The organism is Cognatundibacterium crateris, assembly GCF_010078235.1.
GTDB lineage: Bacteria > Pseudomonadota > Gammaproteobacteria > Burkholderiales > Burkholderiaceae_D > Undibacterium > Undibacterium crateris.
Genome location: NZ_JAABOS010000006.1, coordinates 23,812 through 43,634, shown reverse-complemented (window position 1 = coordinate 43,634; position 19,823 = coordinate 23,812). Strand labels below are relative to the sequence as shown.

Annotated in this window: 17 protein-coding genes; 5 read left to right on the top strand and 12 right to left on the bottom strand. The window is 51.8% G+C overall.

Going from position 1 to position 19,823, the window contains the following annotated elements:
- The 10 genes from EYB48_RS12230 to EYB48_RS12185 all read right to left on the bottom strand — a co-directional run bounded on the left by EYB48_RS12230 (window position 1) and on the right by EYB48_RS12185 (window position 9,851).
- Window positions 1–1,767 carry an NAD(P)/FAD-dependent oxidoreductase gene (locus EYB48_RS12230; protein WP_162020647.1) on the bottom strand — a complete coding sequence of 589 codons (1,767 nt, stop codon included), beginning with the start codon at window positions 1,765–1,767 and terminating at the stop codon, window positions 1–3.
- Window positions 1,768–1,928: 161 nt separating this feature from the next.
- On the bottom strand, window positions 1,929–2,393 hold the full coding sequence (locus EYB48_RS12225; RefSeq protein ID WP_162020646.1) for a peroxiredoxin-like family protein: 465 nt from the start codon (window positions 2,391–2,393) through the stop codon (window positions 1,929–1,931).
- The gene (locus EYB48_RS12220; protein ID WP_162020645.1) at window positions 2,390–2,581 is read right to left on the bottom strand and encodes a hypothetical protein; all 192 of its coding nucleotides are present in this window, start codon (window positions 2,579–2,581) and stop codon (window positions 2,390–2,392) included. Before EYB48_RS12220 ends, EYB48_RS12225 begins: the two co-directional genes overlap by 4 nt.
- Window positions 2,582–2,640: 59 nt before the next feature.
- Complete coding sequence (locus EYB48_RS12215) at window positions 2,641–3,447, bottom strand: DNA alkylation repair protein (RefSeq protein WP_162020644.1); 807 nt, start codon at window positions 3,445–3,447, stop codon at window positions 2,641–2,643.
- Between the two features lie 3 nt (window positions 3,448–3,450).
- A complete protein-coding gene (locus EYB48_RS12210; protein WP_162020643.1) occupies window positions 3,451–5,133 on the bottom strand; it encodes an FAD-binding oxidoreductase in 1,683 nt (560 codons plus the stop codon).
- Window positions 5,123–5,995, bottom strand: coding sequence for a class I SAM-dependent methyltransferase (locus EYB48_RS12205; protein WP_162020642.1), 873 nt, complete (start codon window positions 5,993–5,995; stop codon window positions 5,123–5,125). The genes EYB48_RS12210 and EYB48_RS12205 overlap by 11 nt, the downstream gene beginning before the upstream one ends.
- Window positions 5,996–5,997: 2 nt before the next feature.
- Window positions 5,998–6,918, bottom strand: a complete 921-nt coding sequence (locus EYB48_RS12200; protein WP_162020641.1) for a GNAT family N-acetyltransferase — start codon at window positions 6,916–6,918, stop codon at window positions 5,998–6,000.
- Window positions 6,919–7,000: 82 nt separating this feature from the next.
- Window positions 7,001–7,642 carry an outer membrane beta-barrel protein gene (locus tag EYB48_RS12195; protein ID WP_162020640.1) on the bottom strand — a complete coding sequence of 214 codons (642 nt, stop codon included), beginning with the start codon at window positions 7,640–7,642 and terminating at the stop codon, window positions 7,001–7,003.
- Window positions 7,643–8,130: 488 nt separating this feature from the next.
- Window positions 8,131–8,997 carry an LpxL/LpxP family acyltransferase gene (locus EYB48_RS12190; RefSeq protein ID WP_162020639.1) on the bottom strand — a complete coding sequence of 289 codons (867 nt, stop codon included), beginning with the start codon at window positions 8,995–8,997 and terminating at the stop codon, window positions 8,131–8,133.
- Entirely contained in the window at window positions 8,994–9,851 is an 858-nt protein-coding gene (locus tag EYB48_RS12185) for a lysophospholipid acyltransferase family protein (protein WP_162020638.1), read from the bottom strand. The genes EYB48_RS12190 and EYB48_RS12185 overlap by 4 nt, the downstream gene beginning before the upstream one ends.
- A gap of 222 nt (window positions 9,852–10,073) precedes the next feature.
- Between EYB48_RS12185 and metK the strand changes: the two genes are divergently transcribed.
- Window positions 10,074–11,255, top strand: a complete 1,182-nt coding sequence (metK, locus tag EYB48_RS12180; RefSeq protein WP_162020637.1) for a methionine adenosyltransferase — start codon at window positions 10,074–10,076, stop codon at window positions 11,253–11,255.
- Window positions 11,256–11,300: 45 nt separating this feature from the next.
- Entirely contained in the window at window positions 11,301–12,230 is a 930-nt protein-coding gene (locus EYB48_RS12175) for a M14 family zinc carboxypeptidase (RefSeq protein ID WP_235935101.1), read from the top strand.
- Between the two features lie 190 nt (window positions 12,231–12,420).
- Here the strand turns inward: EYB48_RS12175 and EYB48_RS12170 are convergent, their stop codons facing one another.
- Window positions 12,421–12,660, bottom strand: coding sequence for a hypothetical protein (locus EYB48_RS12170; protein ID WP_162020635.1), 240 nt, complete (start codon window positions 12,658–12,660; stop codon window positions 12,421–12,423).
- Window positions 12,661–12,849: 189 nt separating this feature from the next.
- Between EYB48_RS12170 and EYB48_RS12165 the strand changes: the two genes are divergently transcribed.
- Both EYB48_RS12165 and EYB48_RS12160 read left to right on the top strand, forming a co-directional pair.
- Entirely contained in the window at window positions 12,850–14,691 is a 1,842-nt protein-coding gene (locus EYB48_RS12165) for a M4 family metallopeptidase (RefSeq protein WP_235935100.1), read from the top strand.
- Between the two features lie 111 nt (window positions 14,692–14,802).
- The gene (locus EYB48_RS12160) at window positions 14,803–16,377 is read left to right on the top strand and encodes a M28 family metallopeptidase (protein ID WP_162020634.1); all 1,575 of its coding nucleotides are present in this window, start codon (window positions 14,803–14,805) and stop codon (window positions 16,375–16,377) included.
- Between the two features lie 130 nt (window positions 16,378–16,507).
- On the opposite strand, the gene EYB48_RS12155 is transcribed toward EYB48_RS12160, so the two are convergent.
- The gene (locus tag EYB48_RS12155) at window positions 16,508–17,248 is read right to left on the bottom strand and encodes a DUF481 domain-containing protein (protein WP_162020633.1); all 741 of its coding nucleotides are present in this window, start codon (window positions 17,246–17,248) and stop codon (window positions 16,508–16,510) included.
- Window positions 17,249–17,620: 372 nt separating this feature from the next.
- Here EYB48_RS12155 and EYB48_RS12150 point away from each other — a divergent pair, with 372 nt between their 5' ends.
- The gene (locus EYB48_RS12150; RefSeq protein WP_162020632.1) at window positions 17,621–19,732 is read left to right on the top strand and encodes a prolyl oligopeptidase family serine peptidase; all 2,112 of its coding nucleotides are present in this window, start codon (window positions 17,621–17,623) and stop codon (window positions 19,730–19,732) included.
- The last annotated feature ends 91 nt before the right edge of the window (window positions 19,733–19,823 follow it).

Below are 19,823 nucleotides of genomic sequence, written 5' to 3'. Positions count from 1 at the left end.
TCAAACGTGCATCTCGGCTGAGCTCGCTTGCATGCTCCCGGCAGCAATAGCAGACAACTGGCGTCCATTTTTTTGTAGCAAAGGCGCACATGCTGCCGCGTCATGAGACGCCAGACGGAGGAAAGCAGCATGCGGCTCAAATGGTGAAGCCAGTGATTCAGGCGGAGTTCCATATTTATAAAACAGACTGGGAAACAGCGTCAGCGCAACGCTTTGTCCAGCATCTGCTATCAGACCACGTATATGCTTTTGTAATAATATGAAATGGGAGAGCTTGAACTGCCACTTCACCATCCCCATCAACTTCAGACGCATGCGAACCAGCATACGGAAATACCGAGCCGCATAGCGCGGCCGCGCCGCCTCATCCGGCCGGTACAAATCCCAGTTAACTGTTTTTGGATAGAGATTGGGAATGCAGTCGGCCAACTTGTTACCATCGGAAGCCAGCACGGCATCAATCAGGCAGGGAAAAGGATATGCTGCCGGCTGTTTGTCGGGCATGTAGCGCGGTACCAGATCGGCAAAATGCCGCGCCTGGTGCCCGTCAAGGAATCCGCCATTCACGTAATTGGGCAGGCTGATATGAAAATAACCCAGATTGGCAACCAGCAGCGTCCACGCCATTTTGAGCGGCTCATGCATGATCTCATACCATTTGCTCCAGGCATCCTGCAGTGCCAATTGCGCCACCAAATGCCGCTCCAGTGAGGCGACGTAGGCTGGTGTCAGGGTTCCAGCCATATCCTTCTTGATCATGGCCGCAACTTGCGGAATCTGATGCGCCAAATAGGCCAGACCTGCACTATTGGCAGGATCAAAGGTAAAGCCAGAATCACCCACCAGGAACCAGCCGTTTTCCGAATAATACTGAGACGACTCGTACATATAATTTTTGTACAAATTCGTATCAACGATCACGCCAGTGTGGATCAGCCCGGCAATCACCGGGTGGTCACGTTGCATCAGGGCGATGAATTGTTCTATCGATGTGACCTCTCCGTACATCAGCTCGGCACGGTAAGTCACGCCTATGCTGATCAGGTCATCACCATTTTCCGACCGCATAGGAATCAGCCAGATCCAATATCCTTTGCCGTAAAAATGGTGGGTCACATAGTAGGGGTCGTAGCAACGGTGCTCGGTCCGCGTGTCGTCTATTTCTCGCAGGCGGGTACGATCGAATTTCGTCAGGCGAAACCAGAAACTGCTGCGTTGATAAGGGACGGGTTTGTTCAGCTGTAATTTTCTCGCGAGAAAACGGTTACGTCCGCTCGCATCGACTATCCAGTCAGCTTCCAGAGTACTCTGCTCACCTTCGCTGTGACGTACAGTCAGGACGTGACGGTCTGGCCGTTTTTCAGCCAGTGACACCTCAGCGATATCTGCACGCAGAATACGGATACCCAACTGCTGATTGATGCCTGCTATATCGCGATCAAACCTGTTGCGGTTAATGTTATAGGCTGGCATACGCAGTACGCCCGGCGCTTCGTGAATTACATAACGGCGACAGCTGGGATCAGGCTGCAATTTGAAGTAATAGGTCAGCCCATATTTATGGTAATGACTTTCCTCAAGGAGAGTGCCGAGTCCCAAGGCTTCAAGAAAGTGTGTGGTCAATTCCACCGTCGACTCACCGACTATCGGACGCTTGCGGTCTAACCTCCCAACCAAGGTAATATCAATCTCCGGAAGCAGCTTGCGAAAATACATGGCTGTCAGATTGCCAGCGATTCCGGCACCGATAATGACGAGTTTTTTCATAACAATTCCAGTCTCCGGCAATTTCATCAATCTGCACAAACGTACGCATTCGTACCTGGTTATACCTGGTCGTGCGTAGTCATGTATTCGTGTGCAATCGTGCGCAATCGCGCGTAGCTGAGCTTTCCCCTGAAACGCAGCAGCGCGCCGGGTTTGGACAATCAGGCAGACTTCAAGCGCTCAAGCACAGCACACATGTCGCTTGGTTCCATACGATGCGTGTAGTCGGCATCGACAAATGCATACGCGATCGTGCCGTCACGGGCGATGATGTAAGTGGCTGGCATAGGCAGCATAAAGCTGTTGTCACCATTAGCTGCTGGCAGATCTATGCCTATTGCTGCGTAGATCGGGCGCAAGGATTCGGACAAGGTAAAGACCAGACCGAACTCCCAGGCCAACTGATTTCCCTGGTCGACCAATACTTTGAATGACAAGCCAAGCTTGCTCGCTGTTGCGGCACTCGCTTCCGGCGTCTGCGGCGATACCGCAACCAGAGTCGCATTCAGCCCCTCTATTGTCGCCAGGCTTTTTTGCAGCGCTGCCAGCTCAAGATTGCAATATGGGCACCAAAGTCCGCGATAGAAATTCAGCACCAACGGTCCCTGTGCGAGCAAACCGCTCAAAGTGACCGTTTCACCATCAGCAGCTGGCAACGAAAAAAAGGCGCACTGTCACCGACGCGCAGACTGTTCTGCTCAATACCCGACACCTTCATTTCCTGTATCGCGCGTCCAAACGTAGCCAAGACTTGCGCCGGTACCTGTTGTGCCAGCCCAGCGCTGAGTTGATCCAATTCCTGTTGCAATAACATAGACTTCTCCTTTGAACATCAATGAAAAAGACACCCGCACGTGTCCCGACGAATGTCCGTTAAGACATATTCAATAACGATGTATCTTTCTTACTCAAGGTGCGCAAGGCGCGCGTAATGATTTTATTGGTATCGGGATTGGCTTCTTTTTTCCAACGCGTACAAAGCTGGATGGCCCAGTCCGGCGCACTCTTGCTGGCATCATTGATCCAGTTGGCGACGGAATTCTGGACATAGCGTTCAGTGTCAGCCTTCAGACATTCAAGCAAAGCCTCACCCTGAGCCGGGCGTTCTTTGAGTTGCTTTATGTGTTCGCACCAGACACCGCGTGGACGCGTACTTTCACAGGCAAAACGACGGATATTGGGATCGGAATCTGCAGTCCATGGCAACAAACAATGCAAGGCGAGATCAAGATCAGCCGCAATATAGGGCCGTACTGCGATCCACGCCCACTCACGAACGCCAAAATGGGAATCTGCGGCGAACGGCCTCATGTAATCCAGCCTTTGTGTAAGACTATGTACGGCACTGGTACGGCCGACAGCAAAGGCAGCCCAACTGCGAACGGTGTCTGACGGATGGGTGCTCAGTTGCGCCAATGTGGCATCACGTTTCGCCTTTGGCATGCGCGCGGTCACCTCGCCAAGAAATTCCCCGATGATCGCGACCTGAATGCTGATACCCATACCTGCGCAGCGCTCATCCAATGTCGCGAGCGCACTGTTATCCACAGTCAAATTGAGTGCAGTCAAAATATGTCTAAGCAGTACAATCTGGTCGACCGCCAGACACTCGCCTAAGGTGCTCGCAGCCACAGTGCCATTATTCAATGCAGCCAAGCGGCTGGTATTTATCGTCGCCATGCGCTAATCCTTATTTTCAGTTGCACGCTGCTCTTTAACGCCACACAGCGAATAGCGGCCATTTGCCATTACGCCACCGGGATCTATGGATTGCTGCATAGTTTGCGCCATGCGCCAGCAAGTCTGCTCTGCATCAACAACCAGATCCATGAATTGGCTGGCGACACGATATGGAACAAAGCCGAGCGCCTTACCAGCAGCAAAAAGAGCACGGTATCCCTGTAAAGCACGGGCTTCCTGGCAAGAATGGTCACGCTTGAACAGGATAGGCAGGGTGCTGTCGAAGCCGCGTTCGGATAGCGAAGTGAGCGTGACCGCTGGCTCGATTCCAAAGCGTGCACACTCACTGCGTACCATCGTGAGGTAATCACGTACCGCTTGCGCGCGCATAGGAATTATTGGTGCATACCATAGCAATCCACAGGCATCGCGCGCTGGATCCAGCTTCGATGACGGCGGCGTAACACCGGATTTCCAGTAAGCCAGCGGCAACGCGACTTCATTGGGTATGCCTTCCATCAAATCAAGGCCACCAGCCATCTTATTTATCATCGCGGGCAGATTTGCCGAGAACTTTGCAGGCAAGAGTCTGACTAACTTTTGCAACAGCTGCACACGGGCACGGTCTGCGAACACGATACGTTTGACGTGGGGCGCGAGCAGGCGCCTGATGACTGCACAGCTCGCCTTGACATGTTCACGGCTACCATAAACAGATCCCACACCGGTCCAGGCTGTGATTCCGTGTTGTTTAGCGAGTGCGTCTATCGTGGCGGCTGACAGTGCAGCATTTTTCTCTGCCAGTTCTTCAGGATAAGGAACAGACATCGCAAGCACACGTGCACTGCTCATGAGGTTGATACCGCCGACATTTGAACCCACGATCTGTAGCACTTCCCGTACAGCGACGACCACGCGCTCCAAATCCGCATCATGTTCGACCCAGAAGTAAAAAGCCTTGACCTGCTGCGGGCGCCGCGCAAGTGCAATCGTCATCTGAGTCACGATACCGAAATTACCCTGTGCAAATAAGCCGTCAAGATAAGGGCCTATGCCCCATTTGAATACCTGGGATGGCGCACCTGCCTTGCTCGTGGCTGTCAGTGGAGAACGGTACAAATCACCGTTAGGCAGTATCGCTTCAAGCGAGGTGACAGCCTGAAAATGGTCCGCGACAGGAGTGACGCCATAGCCGCGTTCAAGCGCATTACCGATCAGACTGCAGCTTGGCCCCGCCCCGGTCACGGGAACCAGGAAAGGCAGCTTATGCTGATCGAGGTAAGCCCTCAAATCAGCCTGGGTAACACCAGGCTCAATAGTGATCAGGCCCAATTCCACATCCATCGCAATGATGCGCTTCAATTTCGCGAGATCGACGATCACACAATGATCGACAGCTGGCTTAGCGCTACCATAGCCCCAATTGTGTCCGGTGCTGATTGGGTACAGCGTAATTTCATGGTAACGTGCGATCTTCACTAATACGCTTAGCTGCTCCTGCCTATCCGGTGTGATGACCGCATCGATCTGTCGCAATTGCGAGCATGTATCCATACCAAATCTGAGCATCGCCGCATGAGCATCCTGCACTGCATGCTCACCCAGCGCCAGACGCCATTCGAGTATGGCAGCATGTAAGCTGCCGCAATCAGCTACAGAGGAGCAGACGCCGGAATCAGAGTGCACTTGGCAGCCCTCCCAGACGCAGAAATAATTTCAGTTGCTGCACATCGTTTTTGCGTGGCGCAGGCAGAGCACGATAGATCATGTCCAGTTCCCGCTTCGGCACCAATGAAGGAGAGGAACTGCCGCCTTTGATGACCACGGTCAATGGGCTGATTATCGTGCTAAATACCCTGGCCCTTCCTTGCAAATAACGTGCGACAAGCGCTTCGAATTCTTCTTTCGAAAATGCGGCGTGCAGCGATTGCGTGTAATCATCGGCCAGTGCCTGCTCTTCACCGGCCGCTGCACGCCCGACAAAGTAGCCGACTGATTCACGGCATTTCAGACGCCCGAAATCATTCAGATAGATGCGACCATTTGGTCGCAGCACCCGTCCCATTTCGGCAAAGCAGCACTCCAAAGCAGATATGTCTGGCAGATGATGCAGCGCCATAGAAGAGATGATGGTGTCAAAACTCGCATCACCGAACTGGCTGAGCCTGGTCATATCGGCAAGCTGCAATTCGACGTTGGGAATCTCAGCTTGCCTGAAGCGTAAATCGGCCAGAGCCAGCATAGATTCGGACAAATCAACGCCGATAAATTCTGCGCGTGGATTCAGTTTAGCAACCTGCGCCAGCAAGTTACCCGGACCACAGCCCAGATCCAGCACCAGATCCCCAGATTTGATCAATGCACACATCTGAGCCAAATGATACAAATATGCGCCCGCCAGCGCGCCGGTCGGACGCCCACCTTTTTCATAGGCGAGTACCGATCCTTCATCGTTCATGACCAGATCTGTTTCCGGAGTCCGGGTAAAGGGTGGATGAGTACCGGTCTCACGCCAAATCGTTTTCAGTAAGCCGAAGTCGAATAACATAATTAGCATACCTCTTGTCGCAGTGTGTGCATGGAGGGATCGGGCAGACTACTGTAGTACTTTGTCAGCACACGTCTTTGCTGACGCGGCAAATCAGCAGGACGTACGCCGCCTTTTCGTAAAATCCACATGAGCTCGTCCGGCCCCCATATCGGTGGCGACTGTAAGCACGGCATAAAAGGCGAGCGCTGAGGCAAGCAGAGATTTGCTTCCCACTCCTCACAAAAAAAACGATATACATTGGCCGAATGGCGACTGAGGCCTATATGCATGTCAGGGCGATCATAGATAGCGCGGAATTGCTTCAATCCGGTCGATAAATCAACGCACAGCGGCACTGACGGAGCGCAATTGAGCTTCTTGTATGAGTGAACCGGCCCCATACGTTTGAAGAGAAAAATCACACTGAAAAATTTTTCAATACGAGGGTGTACAGCGATGGCCAGATTGCGGATCAGGCGATACTGCCTGGCCCAGCGCAACAGGATGTTATACAGCATGAGAGACACGCCTTTGCCGCGTCTTTCCTGCGTGACCGCAAGTGCCCCTACTTCGGCAAAACGCAAGCCGGCCAGCCGTAGCGAAAGTATCTCTTTCGGATGCGTCTCTTCCATAGGGACGCCTAGTGGTGAATCCTCAATCAGCGACACTGAGCCAATTATCCGGTCGCCGCTCTTGGCGACGAAGATGGTGGTAGTCGGAAGCAAATGAAACACCGATAAGCGCCAGTTTTTTTCCGAAGCAGGAATAATTCCACGGCGTACGTACATCTCGTGTACCAGTTTGAATGCTGCGGTTTTTTCTTCCAGTGTGTCTGCAATTTTGAAAACGACGCCTTCAATCTCTGACTGATTAAAGCGCATACGGCGTATCATCAATGGACGCAACACCGGGGTTAGCAGTGATGAGAAAATCGGCAGCATAGGGTCTTCTCCGTATGGATTCAACAGCTAAACAAGCTGGCTCGCTGAAGCTGGTGAGCTCGCGACGAGCAGCTATGCATGCTTAAAAGCGGTAGACGAGAGCGAAGGAAAACAGACTGGCTTGCGCACGTGCAGTCCCTTCACCATTGGCATTAATTGCGCTACCCACCTCACCCAGATACTGATACTGAGCACGCAAATCGACTTGCGGTGTCATTGCATAGCTCACGCCAGCGCCAAATAACGCGGATGTCCGGCTCTTAGAGAAAGAATATAAAGTCGGCGAATTTGAGAATTTATAATTGTCATTCACGCTAGTCGCCGCAACACCGATTTTGCCAAATGCGCTGAATTTGGCATTGATAGGAAATTTGACCGTTGCCGCAGCAGTCAACGCATCGACCTTATAGTCTTCGGCAATGCCGACACCATTTGGCATGGTCACGTGAATTTTGAATTGACCTAATTTCAGATATTCCGCTTCCAGCCCAAACATCGGCGTGAACTGATATCCGCCCATCAAGGCGATCGCAGTATCGCTTTCTACGACCGTATTCAAGGTAGTTGGGCCCATGATCTTGCCCGTATCTTCGGAATCAAATTTATTGTACGACTTCCCCAAACTGAGCCCAGTGTAAAAACCGGTTTCCGACGCAGCCAGACAAGGGAAAGAAACAAGTGCCAGCGTTGCGACACAAATTGAAATAGAAATCCTGGTCTTCATTTGAGTGCTTCCTGCGTTAGATGGGTTAGAAATAAAATCTTGAGTTTTCATAATCATTGCCCGAAAAATTTTGCTTACAAAAATGTGCGGTATAGCTATTTACTCATCAACATCACTCAGTTTTAAGTTGTGTTGCCAGACAAATCGGGGAGGGTGTTTATGGCGTCCCAAATCGTTTTTTTTAACCATAAAAATGTTTCATTTTTTTTAATTTAACACGCAAACTTTTATAAAATTACAGTAATTTATTTATTTTTTTGGATTGTTGTTTGCAAAATACGATTTATTAACTGGTATTAACAAACTCAAACAAAACGATATCCAAACACCTATTTAAAACAGGTAAATCTATAAATAAAACCTATAGTGGTATTGTTGAATTACGGAATCAACGATTCCAATTAAAACAAAACAAAAAAAACAAAAAAACAAAAAAAAACTGCATGCCTGTTAGGCATGCAGCTTCTGAGTGTGCTGACCGATCGTGTTTAGTACACGCCGGGCTCACCTTCGGGACGGGTCTTGAAACGCTTGTGTGCCCAGAAGTATTCGGAGGGGGCTTTCAATACTTCCTGTTCGATAAACGCATTCATTTCACGGGTGGCGGATGCCAGATCACCGGAGGGATAATTGTCCCAGGGGGGATGGAAAGTGACTTTCCATCCCTGATAATCAGGCAGCATGGTGGCGATCACAGGCACGACTTTGGCGTTGGTAGACGCAGCCAGGCGCGGCAGTGCAGTCAGGGTTGCGGCGGGGATGCCGAAGAAGGGAATGAAGTCAGCATTCTTCACACCAAAATCCATATCCGGCAACATAAAGTAAGGCAGCCCTTCATTGCTCATGGCACGGATAATCGGCTTGACGCCTTCAGCGCGCGAAAACAGTTTGACCGGACGGAAGCGCGAGCGGCCTTTGCGCAAAGCCTGATCAAACACTTTATTGCGCTGCTCGGTATAAATCGAACACAGTGAAGACTCCAGCATCACGGCGACACCGGCTACATCCAGACACACAAAATGCGGACACATCAGTATGGTCGGGCCGGACTGTATCACATCCAGCGGAACTGCAGGCTCAACCTGAATCAGGCGCTTCAGACGGGCTTCAGAGCCCCACCACAAAATACCGCGCTCGAACACGCTGCGTGCATACATTTGAAAATGCTGCTTAGCGATCTGATGACGCTCCTGCTCACTCAAGTGCGGCAGACATAAGCGTAAATTGGTCAGCGCGATATGACGCCGTTTGCGCAGCAGTCCAAACAGCAAACTGCCGACAGCTTCCCCTAATCTTCCTAAAACCGGCAGCGGCAACCAGTGCAACAACCACATCAGCACCAGCACGGCTCTCATGCAGACTCCTTATTCTCTGCGTCCGGTGCTGCCACGCCATCAGGCTGCTTATAGCGGTTATAACTCCAGAAGTACTGCGCCGGTGAACGTGCGATCAGTTTTTCCATGGCGCGGTTAATCGCTGCTGCCTGCGCTGCAGTATCGCCGTCCAGATTTTCTTCAAACGGTACAAAGCGCACGATATAGCCTTTACCGGCTGGCAGCCGTTCGGCATAGGTCAGGATAATCGGCGCGCCATTCATGCTATGCAATTTGGCCGACAAGGTCATGGTGTAAGCGGGCTTACCGAAAAAGCGTGCCCATACGCCCTCACCTTCCTGCGGCACCTGATCCGGCAACAGGCCTATCGCTTCGCCTTTTTTGAGCGCTTTGGCCATGATGCGCACGCCGGACAAATTGGCCGGAGCGAGTAGCAGATTGTCACGCGCGCGCGCATCCTCGATCAGCGGCTTCAGCGCTGCTTTACGCGGTGGCCGGTACATCACGGTCAGACGGGTACGCTCTGCAATCATTTGCGCCACGATTTCAAAGCAGCCCAGATGTGGCGTTAAAAAAATCACGCCTTTTTTTGCATCCAGCGCCTGCTGCACCAGTTCCCAGTTTTCCAGCGTAGCGGTTTTCAGCACCCGCTCAGGACGCGCGCACCAGATAAATGGCAGTTCGGCGATGTTCTTACCGGCTTCGCGCACGGCATGCCAGCGTTGATCAGAAAAACCGGCCCGCTGCAGGTTTTCCTGCAGGCGACGACGATAAGAACCAGACAGCAAATACACCAGACAGCCAAGCACTGCGCCGCCTGCATGCAGCACAGGTAAAGGGAAACGGGATAGAAATCGGAATAGATGGACAAGCATGACGCCGCGCAAGAATCAATGAAAAATGGAGGGGTATTCGACATAGATGCGCCGAAAGGCGTAAAATATCATACATTGGCTGGCTGATGAACGATCCTCAGCAAGCCGACCGCCGAGTTAACAGACAACTTGCGAGGCGGTATATAAGTTCCGCTAAAGCGTCGCAGGTTCTAATTTTCGACTGCGGCACATTTTTTCGGTCAATTTTTATAGGAGCCTGCGATGGCGAATGACTTCCTTTTTACCTCTGAATCCGTGTCCGAAGGACATCCGGATAAGGTTGCAGATCAGATTTCCGATGCGATTCTGGATGCAATCCTCGAACAAGATCCTTACTCCCGCGTTGCAGCTGAAACCCTGACCAATACCGGTCTGGTGGTGCTGGCCGGTGAGATCACGACGCAAGCCAATGTGGATTACATCCAGGTGGCACGCGATACCATCAAGCGCATAGGCTACGACAATACAGAATACGGTATTGATCACAAAGGCTGCGCGGTGCTGGTCGCGTATGACAAACAATCGAATGACATCGCCCAGGGCGTGGATCGCGCCAGTGATGACTACCTGAACATCGGCGCGGGTGATCAGGGTCTGATGTTTGGTTACGCTTGCGATGAAACACCTGAGCTGATGCCAGCGCCGATTTACTATGCACACCGTCTGGTTGAGCGTCAGGCACAATTGCGTAAAGATGGCCGCCTGCCTTTCCTGCGTCCGGATGCGAAATCCCAGGTCACCATGCGCTATGTCGATGGCAAGCCACACAGCATAGACACCGTCGTGCTGTCGACACAGCATAGCCCGGACCAAAGCGAAACTTCCACCAAGATGAAGCAATCCTTCATCGATGCGGTGATCGAAGAAATCATTAAACCTGTGCTGCCTAAAGAATGGCTGCAGGATACCAAGTACCTGATTAATCCTACCGGTCGCTTTGTGATCGGCGGTCCGCAAGGCGATTGCGGTCTGACTGGCCGTAAAATCATCGTTGATACTTACGGCGGTGCCTGCCCGCATGGCGGCGGCGCGTTCTCCGGTAAAGATCCGACAAAAGTGGATCGTTCCGCTGCCTATGCTGCGCGTTATGTGGCAAAAAATATCGTAGCAGCGGGTCTGGCACGTCAATGCCAGATTCAGGTGGCATATGCGATTGGCGTGGCACGTCCTATGAATGTCACGGTCTATACCGAAGGTACCGGCGTGATCCCGGATGATCAGATCGCAGCACTGGTCAATGAACATTTTGACCTGCGCCCGAAAGGCATCATCCAGATGCTGGATCTGTTACGTCCGATTTACTCCAAGACTGCGGCCTATGGTCACTTTGGTCGCGAAGAGCCGGAATTCAGCTGGGAACGTACCGACAAAGCGGCTATCCTGCGCGCTGCAGCCGGTCTGTAATTACGTCATGAAGGAGCCAGCGTCACAATGCTTGTGCAGTATCGTTTGAACACAGTATCGCTGACGCGCTCCGCTTTTTGCTTACGCCTGCTGGCTGCTGCAGCCATCCAGGCGGCCCTGGCCGCTACGCATGTCTATGCGGCAGCGCCAGCAGCAAATGCCACACCCGCTGTCACTAAAGCAGCGAAACCAATCACTGACTGGTGTCCGGCTTTAACTGCCAGACTCCCCAAAGTATCTGTAGCTGACTGCCGCAATGCACAGCTCAAACCGACAGGCGTCAATTCGCTCAATGGTTTTCCGGTGTTGTTCCGCGATATGCAGGCCGACGCGCGCCATCCCGGCGCAATACGCGTACTGTTATTAGGCGGCATACATGGTGATGAACAAACCGCATCTTCTATCGTCTTCAAATGGATGGAGCTGTTACAGCGTCCCGGCGCGGCAGAATTTAACTGGCGCATTGCACCGGTGGTGAACCCGGACGGATTGCTGGCGGCTAAGCCTAAACGCGTGAATGCACGTGGCATTGATCTGAACCGCAACTTCCCGACTCCGAACTGGGAAAAAGAAGCGCCTGCTTACTGGGCCCGCGTGACGCGTAAAGATCCGCGCCGCTTCCCCGGCAAGAAGCCAGTCTCCGAGCCGGAAAGCCGCTGGGTCTATGACACCATAGAACGCTACAAACCCGATGTGATTATTTCGGTGCACGCACCCTTCGGTGTGCTCGATTTTGATGGCCCGACTGATCCGCCTACCCGCTTTGGCCGCCTGGTCTACAACCGCGTCGGCATTTACCCAGGCTCACTGGGAAATTACAGCGGCATACACAAAGATATTCCTGTCGTGACCATAGAGCTGCCACATGCATCGGCCATGCCGCCGGATGCAGACGTTCAGCGTATCTGGACCGATATGCAGAAATGGATACGCCAGCATATCGCTGCGCCACTCAAAACTGCTGGCAAATCCTGAAGCCAGTTCTGCCCTTTTTTTGGGCAAAATCAGATCAAAATTGCACGAAACCCCGTCAGACTTACTTTTTGCAATTCTTTTTACATGGCAAGAAATTTTCAAGAATCCAGCATCTGCTGGAACTTTTCCTGCTTTTCCCTCTCAAAGCTGAGAATTTTCTTACTTCCCCGCCCTGAAATCACTCTCAATTTCAGAAAAAACGCATACCGTCAAGCTGTTTTTTTTGGTGCACTGCCACTTTTATCAGCATTCCAGTTAAAACAGCTTTGATTTTTATCAATATAGAATTCACCTTTACGTAGTTTCCACAATCAAACAATGAAGCAAGTTTGCTCAAAGTCGATTGCAAAGAAATTTTCTTTTGAAAATATATTTTTACACTTTTCCTCAAGAAACAATAAACAACAATCCCCGTTTTCGTTTTTTCCATTGTCTGATTTACTAATACTCAGCTAAACAGGCGTAGCACCGAAGTCAACACTGTGTAAGCAGCGTATTGCTGAGAGCCGGACACCTGCCTGAGGTCTGCTCTGTTTCGGTCTGATTGAAGAAGTTCAACTCTGGCTGTACCGGCACGCTGGTCAGCTGACAGTAAAAATAAACAATCATTGGAGAAAAAATGACACGAGCTTTGAAAATGAAACAGGTCTTCCGTCCAACTGCGATTGCCCTGATGCTGGCATGTGCATGGGATGCGCAGGCAGCAGAAAGAATCAATCTGAATCAGGCAGGTGCTGAGCAGGCAGTTGCTGCTTCCCTGGCAAAAACCGGCGCAAAGCGCGCCCATGAAGTGCTGGGTCTGGCCAGCGATGAACTGCAGGCAGTGCGCAGCCACACCTATGCCAATGGCAAAGTCGTGACACGTCACCAGCAACTGCACAAAGGGATCCCAGTATGGGGTGAAGCAGTGGTTGAGCATACCGGCTCCAGCCAGCCATCTCTGGCAGGCGGCTTCGTGCGTGGCCTGGACAAAGATGTGCCTAGCACAAAAACCACCTATTCCGCTGCGCAGGCACTGAATCTGGCGAAAACCCAGGCACGTACCCAGCAAACCGAAAACGAACAGTCCAAACTGTACGTTAAACTCGACAGCAATAACATCGGCCGTCTGGTGTATGCCGTGTCCTTCGTGGACACACGCGATCCGGCCAAGCCTAGCCGTCCACATTTCATCATCGATGCCAACACCGGTAAGGTACTGGAACAATGGGACGGTATTACCCACGCCCTGTCCGGCACTGGTCCTGGCGGTAATGCAAAAACTGGTCAGTATGAGTTTGGCACAACTGCAGGCTATGGCTTCCTTGACGTTGCTGTGAGCGGTTCCACCTGTAAGCTGAGCAGCACCAATGTCGACACGTACAACATGAACGGTGCGACTTCCGGTTCCGGCACCCTGCATTCTTACACCTGCCCACGCAATACCGTGAAAGCCATCAACGGCGCTTACTCGCCAATGAATGATGCGCATTACTTCGGCAATCAGGTCTTCAACATGTACCTGGCCTATGTAGGCGTACGTCCTATCAGCCAGAAACTGGTCATGAAAGTGCATTACGGCAGCAACTACGAAAATGCATTCTGGGATGGCTCTGCAATGAGCTATGGCGATGGCGCGACCACTTTCTATCCATTGGTCTCGCTGGACGTCACCAGCCATGAAGTATCGCACGGCTTTACTGAACAAAACTCTGGCCTGAAATATCAGGGCATGTCTGGCGGTATGAATGAAGCTTTCTCTGACATGGCCGGTGAAGCAGCGAAATTCTATGTCAAGGGCACGAATGACTTCAAAGTCGGTACTGACATTTTCAAAGGTTCAGGCGCGCTGCGTTATATGTACAACCCGCCACTGGATGGCCGTTCGATTGATAACGCCTCCAAATACACCAGTACCTTAGATGTGCATTATTCCAGTGGCGTATACAACAAAGCCTTCTATCTGCTGGCAACGACTGCAGGCTGGGATACCAAAAAAGCATTCCAGGTCATGGCCGATGCGAACCGTCTCTATTGGACAGCCAGCAGCACATTCAATGAAGGTGCCTGCGGTGTAGAAAAAGCAGCGGCTAACCGTGGCTATGTAGTAGCTGACGTCACCAACGCATTCAAAGGCGTAGGTGTAAGCTGCTCTACAACACCAGTTCCAGTAACCTCTTTGACTAAAGGTGTACCGGTATCCGGGATCAGCCTGGCAGCTGGCGCAAGCAAATTGTACGCAATCGCAGTTCCTGGCGGCGCGAAAAACCTGAGCATCAAACTGTCTGGCGGCACAGGCGATGGCGATATCTACGTGAAAGCCGGTTCTGCACCGACTACCACGTCTTACACGTTCAAGTCGGATGGTTCCACCAATGCAGAAACTGTCACAGTCGCGACACCTACTGTGACAACTTACTACATTCTGGTGAATGGTTACGCAGCAGTCAGCGGTGCTTCTCTGGTCGCGACTTACCAGTAATTCCTTCCTCAAGTCACACTTACAATTTTCCCGCTCCGACCGGAGCGGGATTTTTTTCGCCTCTGTTTCGTCTCTGTTTCAGCTGTCCTCACACCTTTCAAGGAGTTGATCATGCAAAAACGAATGTCATCCCTGTTGATTTCCAGTCTGTTTGCCCTACTCAGTCACCAGGCTAGTGCTGCAGAAGATAAAGTCTGGATCTCTATCGGCGACAAAGCCTTTCAGCAATTACAAAAACTTGCCCCTGCCACCGTCATCCAGCAATCCAGCATGGTGCTGGCCACCCCGGCCAACAGCCTGAGCAAACAAGCTGCGCAAGAAGAGCAAGTCCATCTGGTGCAAGTCAGTCAGGATCAGATGCTGCGTTTGTCCGATGCCATACATCATGAACTGAAACGCTGCGGCGGCTTCATGTTTCACCGCGATCTGAACAGCGCAAAAACCAGCCTCAGCAAACTCTCAGCTCAAAATAAAGCGGGGCTGGCTACACTCGCCGCCCCCTCGTACACCATCGATAATCAGTCCACCGTGACACCGATGCTGACGCAAATGCAGGCTACCAATATCGGACAAACCATCGTCGATTTCTCTGCCTTTGCCAACCGCTACTACACCACCAATAATGGCGTGAATGCCTCCAACTGGCTCAAGCAAAAATGGAGCAGCATGAGTAGCGGCCGCAGCGATATCACGGTCGAACAATTCACCCACGCAGGCTGGGCGCAAAAATCTGTCATCGTCACCATTAAAGGCAGCGACAACAGCGCTGAAGTCGTGGTTCTGGGTGCGCATCTGGACTCCATCAATACCAAGGGAACCACAGAAACCACCAAGGCCCCTGGCGCAGATGATGATGCATCCGGCATCGCCAGCCTGACGGAAATCCTGCGTGTGATGGTGGCGAATAATTACAAGCCACGCCGCACGATTAAACTCATGGGTTATTCAGCAGAAGAAGTCGGTTTGCGCGGTTCGCAGGATATCGCCAAGAGCTATAAAGCGGCCAATACCAATGTGGTTGGTGTGATGCAGCTGGATATGACGAATTACAAGGGCTCGCCACAAGACATCTATCTGTACACCGACTATACCAATGCAGCACAAAATCAGTTTGTCGCCAATCTGATCACCACCTATCAGCCCAGCCTGACCATAGGCTACGATAAATGCGGCTATGGCTGCTCGGATCATGCCTCCTGGAATGCCCAGGGCTATGCAGCATCCATGCCTTTTGAAACTGCATTCAATCAGGATAATCCTTACATTCACACTGAAAACGATACGTTCGCCAACAGCGGCGGGCAGGCTAATCACTCATTGAAATTTGCACGTCTGGGTTTATCGTTTGCCGTCGAACTGGGTAGCGATGGACCGGCCACACCGGGAAAGCCACCCGTCACGGACAGCTATAGCGGCAGCCTGACACAAAATCAGACCAAGAGCTTTGGCCCCTTCAAAACCGCCTCAGGCAGCGTGACAGTAGCGACCACAGGTACCGGAGATGTGGATCTGTATGCACGTAAATCCAGCGTGCCAACCACCACGACCTATGACTGTAAATCCGATGGTTCAACTGCGACGGAAAGCTGCAGCCTGAACCAGAGCGCCAACGGTGATGTGTATGTTTTACTCAAGGGTTATACCGCTTCCACCTATAGCCTGAAAGTCACTTATACACCGCAATAAGCGTATTTGACTGTATGTTCAATGCAGCGTCATGCGCTGCTTTAGTAAAGAAAAAAGCAGACCGGGATCTGTCCTGGTCTGCTTTTTTTCACAGTAAACACCGTCGTGAAGACGGGCAAACTGGACGCTATCAGTATTTGTATCCAAAGCCCACGGTCAGCAGACTGGATGTCGTTTTAAATCCTGCTCCGGGTTTGCTGTTGTAGTTGATGTTCGCCCCCAGATTCAGCGTCCAGGCATTGGCAACCACGGTAGCCAGTGACATGTCCAGTGTACTGCGCAGGCCCATATCAGACTGCCCCGGATAAATCACCAGTTTTTGTTTAAACGCCGAGGTGGCGCTCAATTGATGGCTGTATTCTTCACCCAACAATAATTCTGCACCGTTCACACTGGATGGTGCCGGAGCCACGGCATCGGTAAAACGTTTACCGGAATAGCCGATACCAGCGAATACATCGAATGCGGTTTCTTTGCTGCGGATCACGTGATAACCGGCACCCGCATTCAATGCATAGCGGGAGTTGATATTTTGCGGCTTATTGGTTTCCAGTTCCGCGCCACCAAATGCAAACGCATCCGGCGACAGGTTGTAATCATAGCGTCCACCGGCACGCAATAATTGCGCAGTGCGGGTTTTGACATCGTTCACAGTACTGCTGCCATAGTTTGCCAGGCTGTACAAAGATACTTTATCTTGCAGAGTTGCCTTGCTGCCGTCTGCATTCAGATTCAAATTCTGTGTCGTCGAATTATTATTGGCAAATGAACCACCAACAGAAAGAGCACCATGCCACTGTCCATCCGTAACGGTTTGCGCCTGCACTGCACCTGCCGCTAAAGCACTGATCATGAATACGGACTTAAGCATGTACTTACCAGAAAATTGCATCGTATGACCTCATCAATAAAATTACACGGCCGCCTCAAAGTGCGCCCCGGGAAAATAGCCAGGCCGGATTATAAGGAGAGCTAGCAAGTCAAAATGATAAATACCGTCAAAATGCATGGCTGCCAATGTAAAGCAATGTTAAGCAAAAAAATTCAATAACGATCGGAATTTGAACTAATCCCCCAGGTCCGCGGTCGAAAAAGCGGCTTGTCTGCATGAAACTTTCGTGGCAGGCTGGCAGCTCAGGCGATGTAATCAAGCGATCCGTGATATCCGTTTGTCCGGATTAAGCCCTCCGCCTTTGCCCATGTTCTATACGATGATCACAACACTAAACGAGACTGAAGACACATGAAACCACAACGTCAATTTCTGGCGGCGCTGACACTGCTGGCTGCGGCCAGCGTCAGCTACGCTCAAACACAAGATGCGCATCAATGGCTGGAAGATGTCAGCGGCGATAAGGCGCTGAACTGGGTCAAGGCACGCAATGCAGAAACCCGCAGCAAACTCGACAAAGATGCGGGTTTTATCAAACTGCGCGACGATCTGGGTGTGATCCTGAATTCCAAAGACCGGATTCCTGGCATCTATAAAATGGGCGATGCGGTCTATAACTTCTGGACCGATGCCGAACATCCGCGCGGCCTGTGGCGCAAAACCACACTGGACGAATATCGTAAGCCGCAGCCAGTCTGGGAAGTAGTGCTGGATGTGGATGCACTTGCTAAGCAGGAAAATGAAAACTGGGTCTATAAACGCGCTAATTGCCGCGAACCGGAATACGATCGCTGCCTGATCGAGTTATCGCGTGGCGGTGCCGATGCAGTCACACTGCGTGAGTTTGATCTGAAATCCAAAAGCTTTGTCAAAGGCGGCTTTACCCTGCCAGAAGCCAAGATGAATGTAGATTGGCGAGATAAAGATACGCTATATGTGGCGACGGATTTCGGCAAAGGTTCGCTGACTGACTCTGGCTATGCACGCATCGTCAAAGAATGGAAGCGTGGCACGCCGCTGAGCAAGGCACGCACCTTGTTGGAAGCACAGAAAACCGATATGAGCGTGGCGGCACAAAACAGCGAGCACGGTGGTGTGCGGCACGAACTGGTACACCGACAAATCACCTTCTACACCTCGGAACAATTCCTGCGCAATGGCGACAAACTGACGCGTCTGGATGTCCCGGCCCAATCCGATGTGTCCTTCTTCAGTACGCAAATCATCGTCACCCCGAGAGAAAACTGGACCACGGGTGGTCAGACTTTTGCCGCAGGCAGTGTGCTGGCGATGGATTTCGACGCCTTCATGAAAGGTGAGCGTCAATTCACGGCGCTGTTCACACCAAGCAGCAGCACCTCATTCACAGGCATGGCAGCGACGCGCAATACTTTGCTGCTGCAATCCCTGAACGACGTGAAAAGCAAGCTGGTGGAATGGAGCTTCAAAGACGGCAGCTGGACACAACGCGAAGTCAGCCTGCCGACTCTGGGCAGCGTGGGCGTCATGGCCTGGGACCCGGATCACAGCGACGAATACCTGCTCAGCTATTCCGATTATCTGACCCCCAGCGTCTACCTGATGGCTAAGGCCGGCAGCGATGAGCGTGAAAAACTGAAGTCTGCGCCAGCCTTCTTTGATGCGAGTCCGTATGAAACAGTGCAGCAGTTTGCCACCTCCAAAGATGGCACCAAAGTGCCTTACTTTATGGTGAAACGCAAAGACCTGAAACTGGATAGCAACAACCCTACTCTGTTGTATGGCTACGGCGGCTTCCAGGTATCGCTGACGCCTTCCTACTCCGGTGCTTTAGGCAAGAACTGGCTGGAAAAAGGCGGGGTCTATGTGGTCGCCAATATCCGTGGTGGCGGTGAATATGGCCCGAGCTGGCATCAGGCTGCGCTGAAAGGCAATCGCCAGCGTGCCTATGATGATTTTGCAGCAGTCGCCGAACATCTGATCAGCAGCAAAATCACCAGCCCGCAACATCTGGGTGCGATGGGTGGCAGCAATGGCGGCCTGCTGGCCGGTGTGGCGCTGACCCAGCGTCCTGACTTGTTCAATGCGGTCGTCAGCCAGGTCCCTTTGCTCGATATGAAGCGTTTCAACCAATTGCTGGCAGGCGCTTCCTGGATGGGTGAATACGGCAATCCGGATGTGGCTGAAGAATGGGCATTTATTCAGCGTTACTCACCTTATCAGAATGTGAAAGCTGAAGTGAAGTATCCGAATGTATTGTTCATTACCTCCACCCGGGACGACCGCGTCCATCCTGGTCACGCCCGTAAAATGGCGGCCAAGATGCTGGCACAAGGTCACAAAAACGTCTGGTACTATGAGAATATCGAAGGTGGTCATGGCGGTGCGGCCAATAATGCGCAACGTGCTGATATGAGTGCGATCACCTATACCTTCTTATGGAATATGCTGAAATGGGATAATGCAGAGTACCGCATCCACTGATAGCAGTTCCGCCTGTTAGCCGGGTAACCCGCTAAGCAGCACAATCCGTTATCCTGTCAGGGGTAACGGATTTTTTATTTGGGCTAGGGCC

What these genes read in the sequence shown, in the direction of transcription:
- EYB48_RS12230 (WP_162020647.1), bottom strand. Translation starts at nt 1,767, where the DNA reads ATGAAAAAACTCGTCATTATCGGTGCCGGAATCGCTGGCAATCTGACA.
- EYB48_RS12220 (WP_162020645.1), bottom strand. Translation starts at nt 2,581, where the DNA reads ATGTTATTGCAACAGGAATTGGATCAACTCAGCGCTGGGCTGGCACAA.
- EYB48_RS12215 (WP_162020644.1), bottom strand. Translation starts at nt 3,447, where the DNA reads ATGGCGACGATAAATACCAGCCGCTTGGCTGCATTGAATAATGGCACT.
- EYB48_RS12205 (WP_162020642.1), bottom strand. Translation starts at nt 5,995, where the DNA reads ATGTTATTCGACTTCGGCTTACTGAAAACGATTTGGCGTGAGACCGGT.
- EYB48_RS12200 (WP_162020641.1), bottom strand. Translation starts at nt 6,918, where the DNA reads ATGCTGCCGATTTTCTCATCACTGCTAACCCCGGTGTTGCGTCCATTG.
- EYB48_RS12195 (WP_162020640.1), bottom strand. Translation starts at nt 7,642, where the DNA reads ATGAAGACCAGGATTTCTATTTCAATTTGTGTCGCAACGCTGGCACTT.
- EYB48_RS12190 (WP_162020639.1), bottom strand. Translation starts at nt 8,997, where the DNA reads ATGAGAGCCGTGCTGGTGCTGATGTGGTTGTTGCACTGGTTGCCGCTG.
- EYB48_RS12185 (WP_162020638.1), bottom strand. Translation starts at nt 9,851, where the DNA reads ATGCTTGTCCATCTATTCCGATTTCTATCCCGTTTCCCTTTACCTGTG.
- metK (WP_162020637.1), top strand. Translation starts at nt 10,074, where the DNA reads ATGGCGAATGACTTCCTTTTTACCTCTGAATCCGTGTCCGAAGGACAT.
- EYB48_RS12170 (WP_162020635.1), bottom strand. Translation starts at nt 12,660, where the DNA reads ATGGAAAAAACGAAAACGGGGATTGTTGTTTATTGTTTCTTGAGGAAA.
- EYB48_RS12165 (WP_235935100.1), top strand. Translation starts at nt 12,850, where the DNA reads ATGACACGAGCTTTGAAAATGAAACAGGTCTTCCGTCCAACTGCGATT.
- EYB48_RS12160 (WP_162020634.1), top strand. Translation starts at nt 14,803, where the DNA reads ATGCAAAAACGAATGTCATCCCTGTTGATTTCCAGTCTGTTTGCCCTA.
- EYB48_RS12155 (WP_162020633.1), bottom strand. Translation starts at nt 17,248, where the DNA reads ATGCTTAAGTCCGTATTCATGATCAGTGCTTTAGCGGCAGGTGCAGTG.
- EYB48_RS12150 (WP_162020632.1), top strand. Translation starts at nt 17,621, where the DNA reads ATGAAACCACAACGTCAATTTCTGGCGGCGCTGACACTGCTGGCTGCG.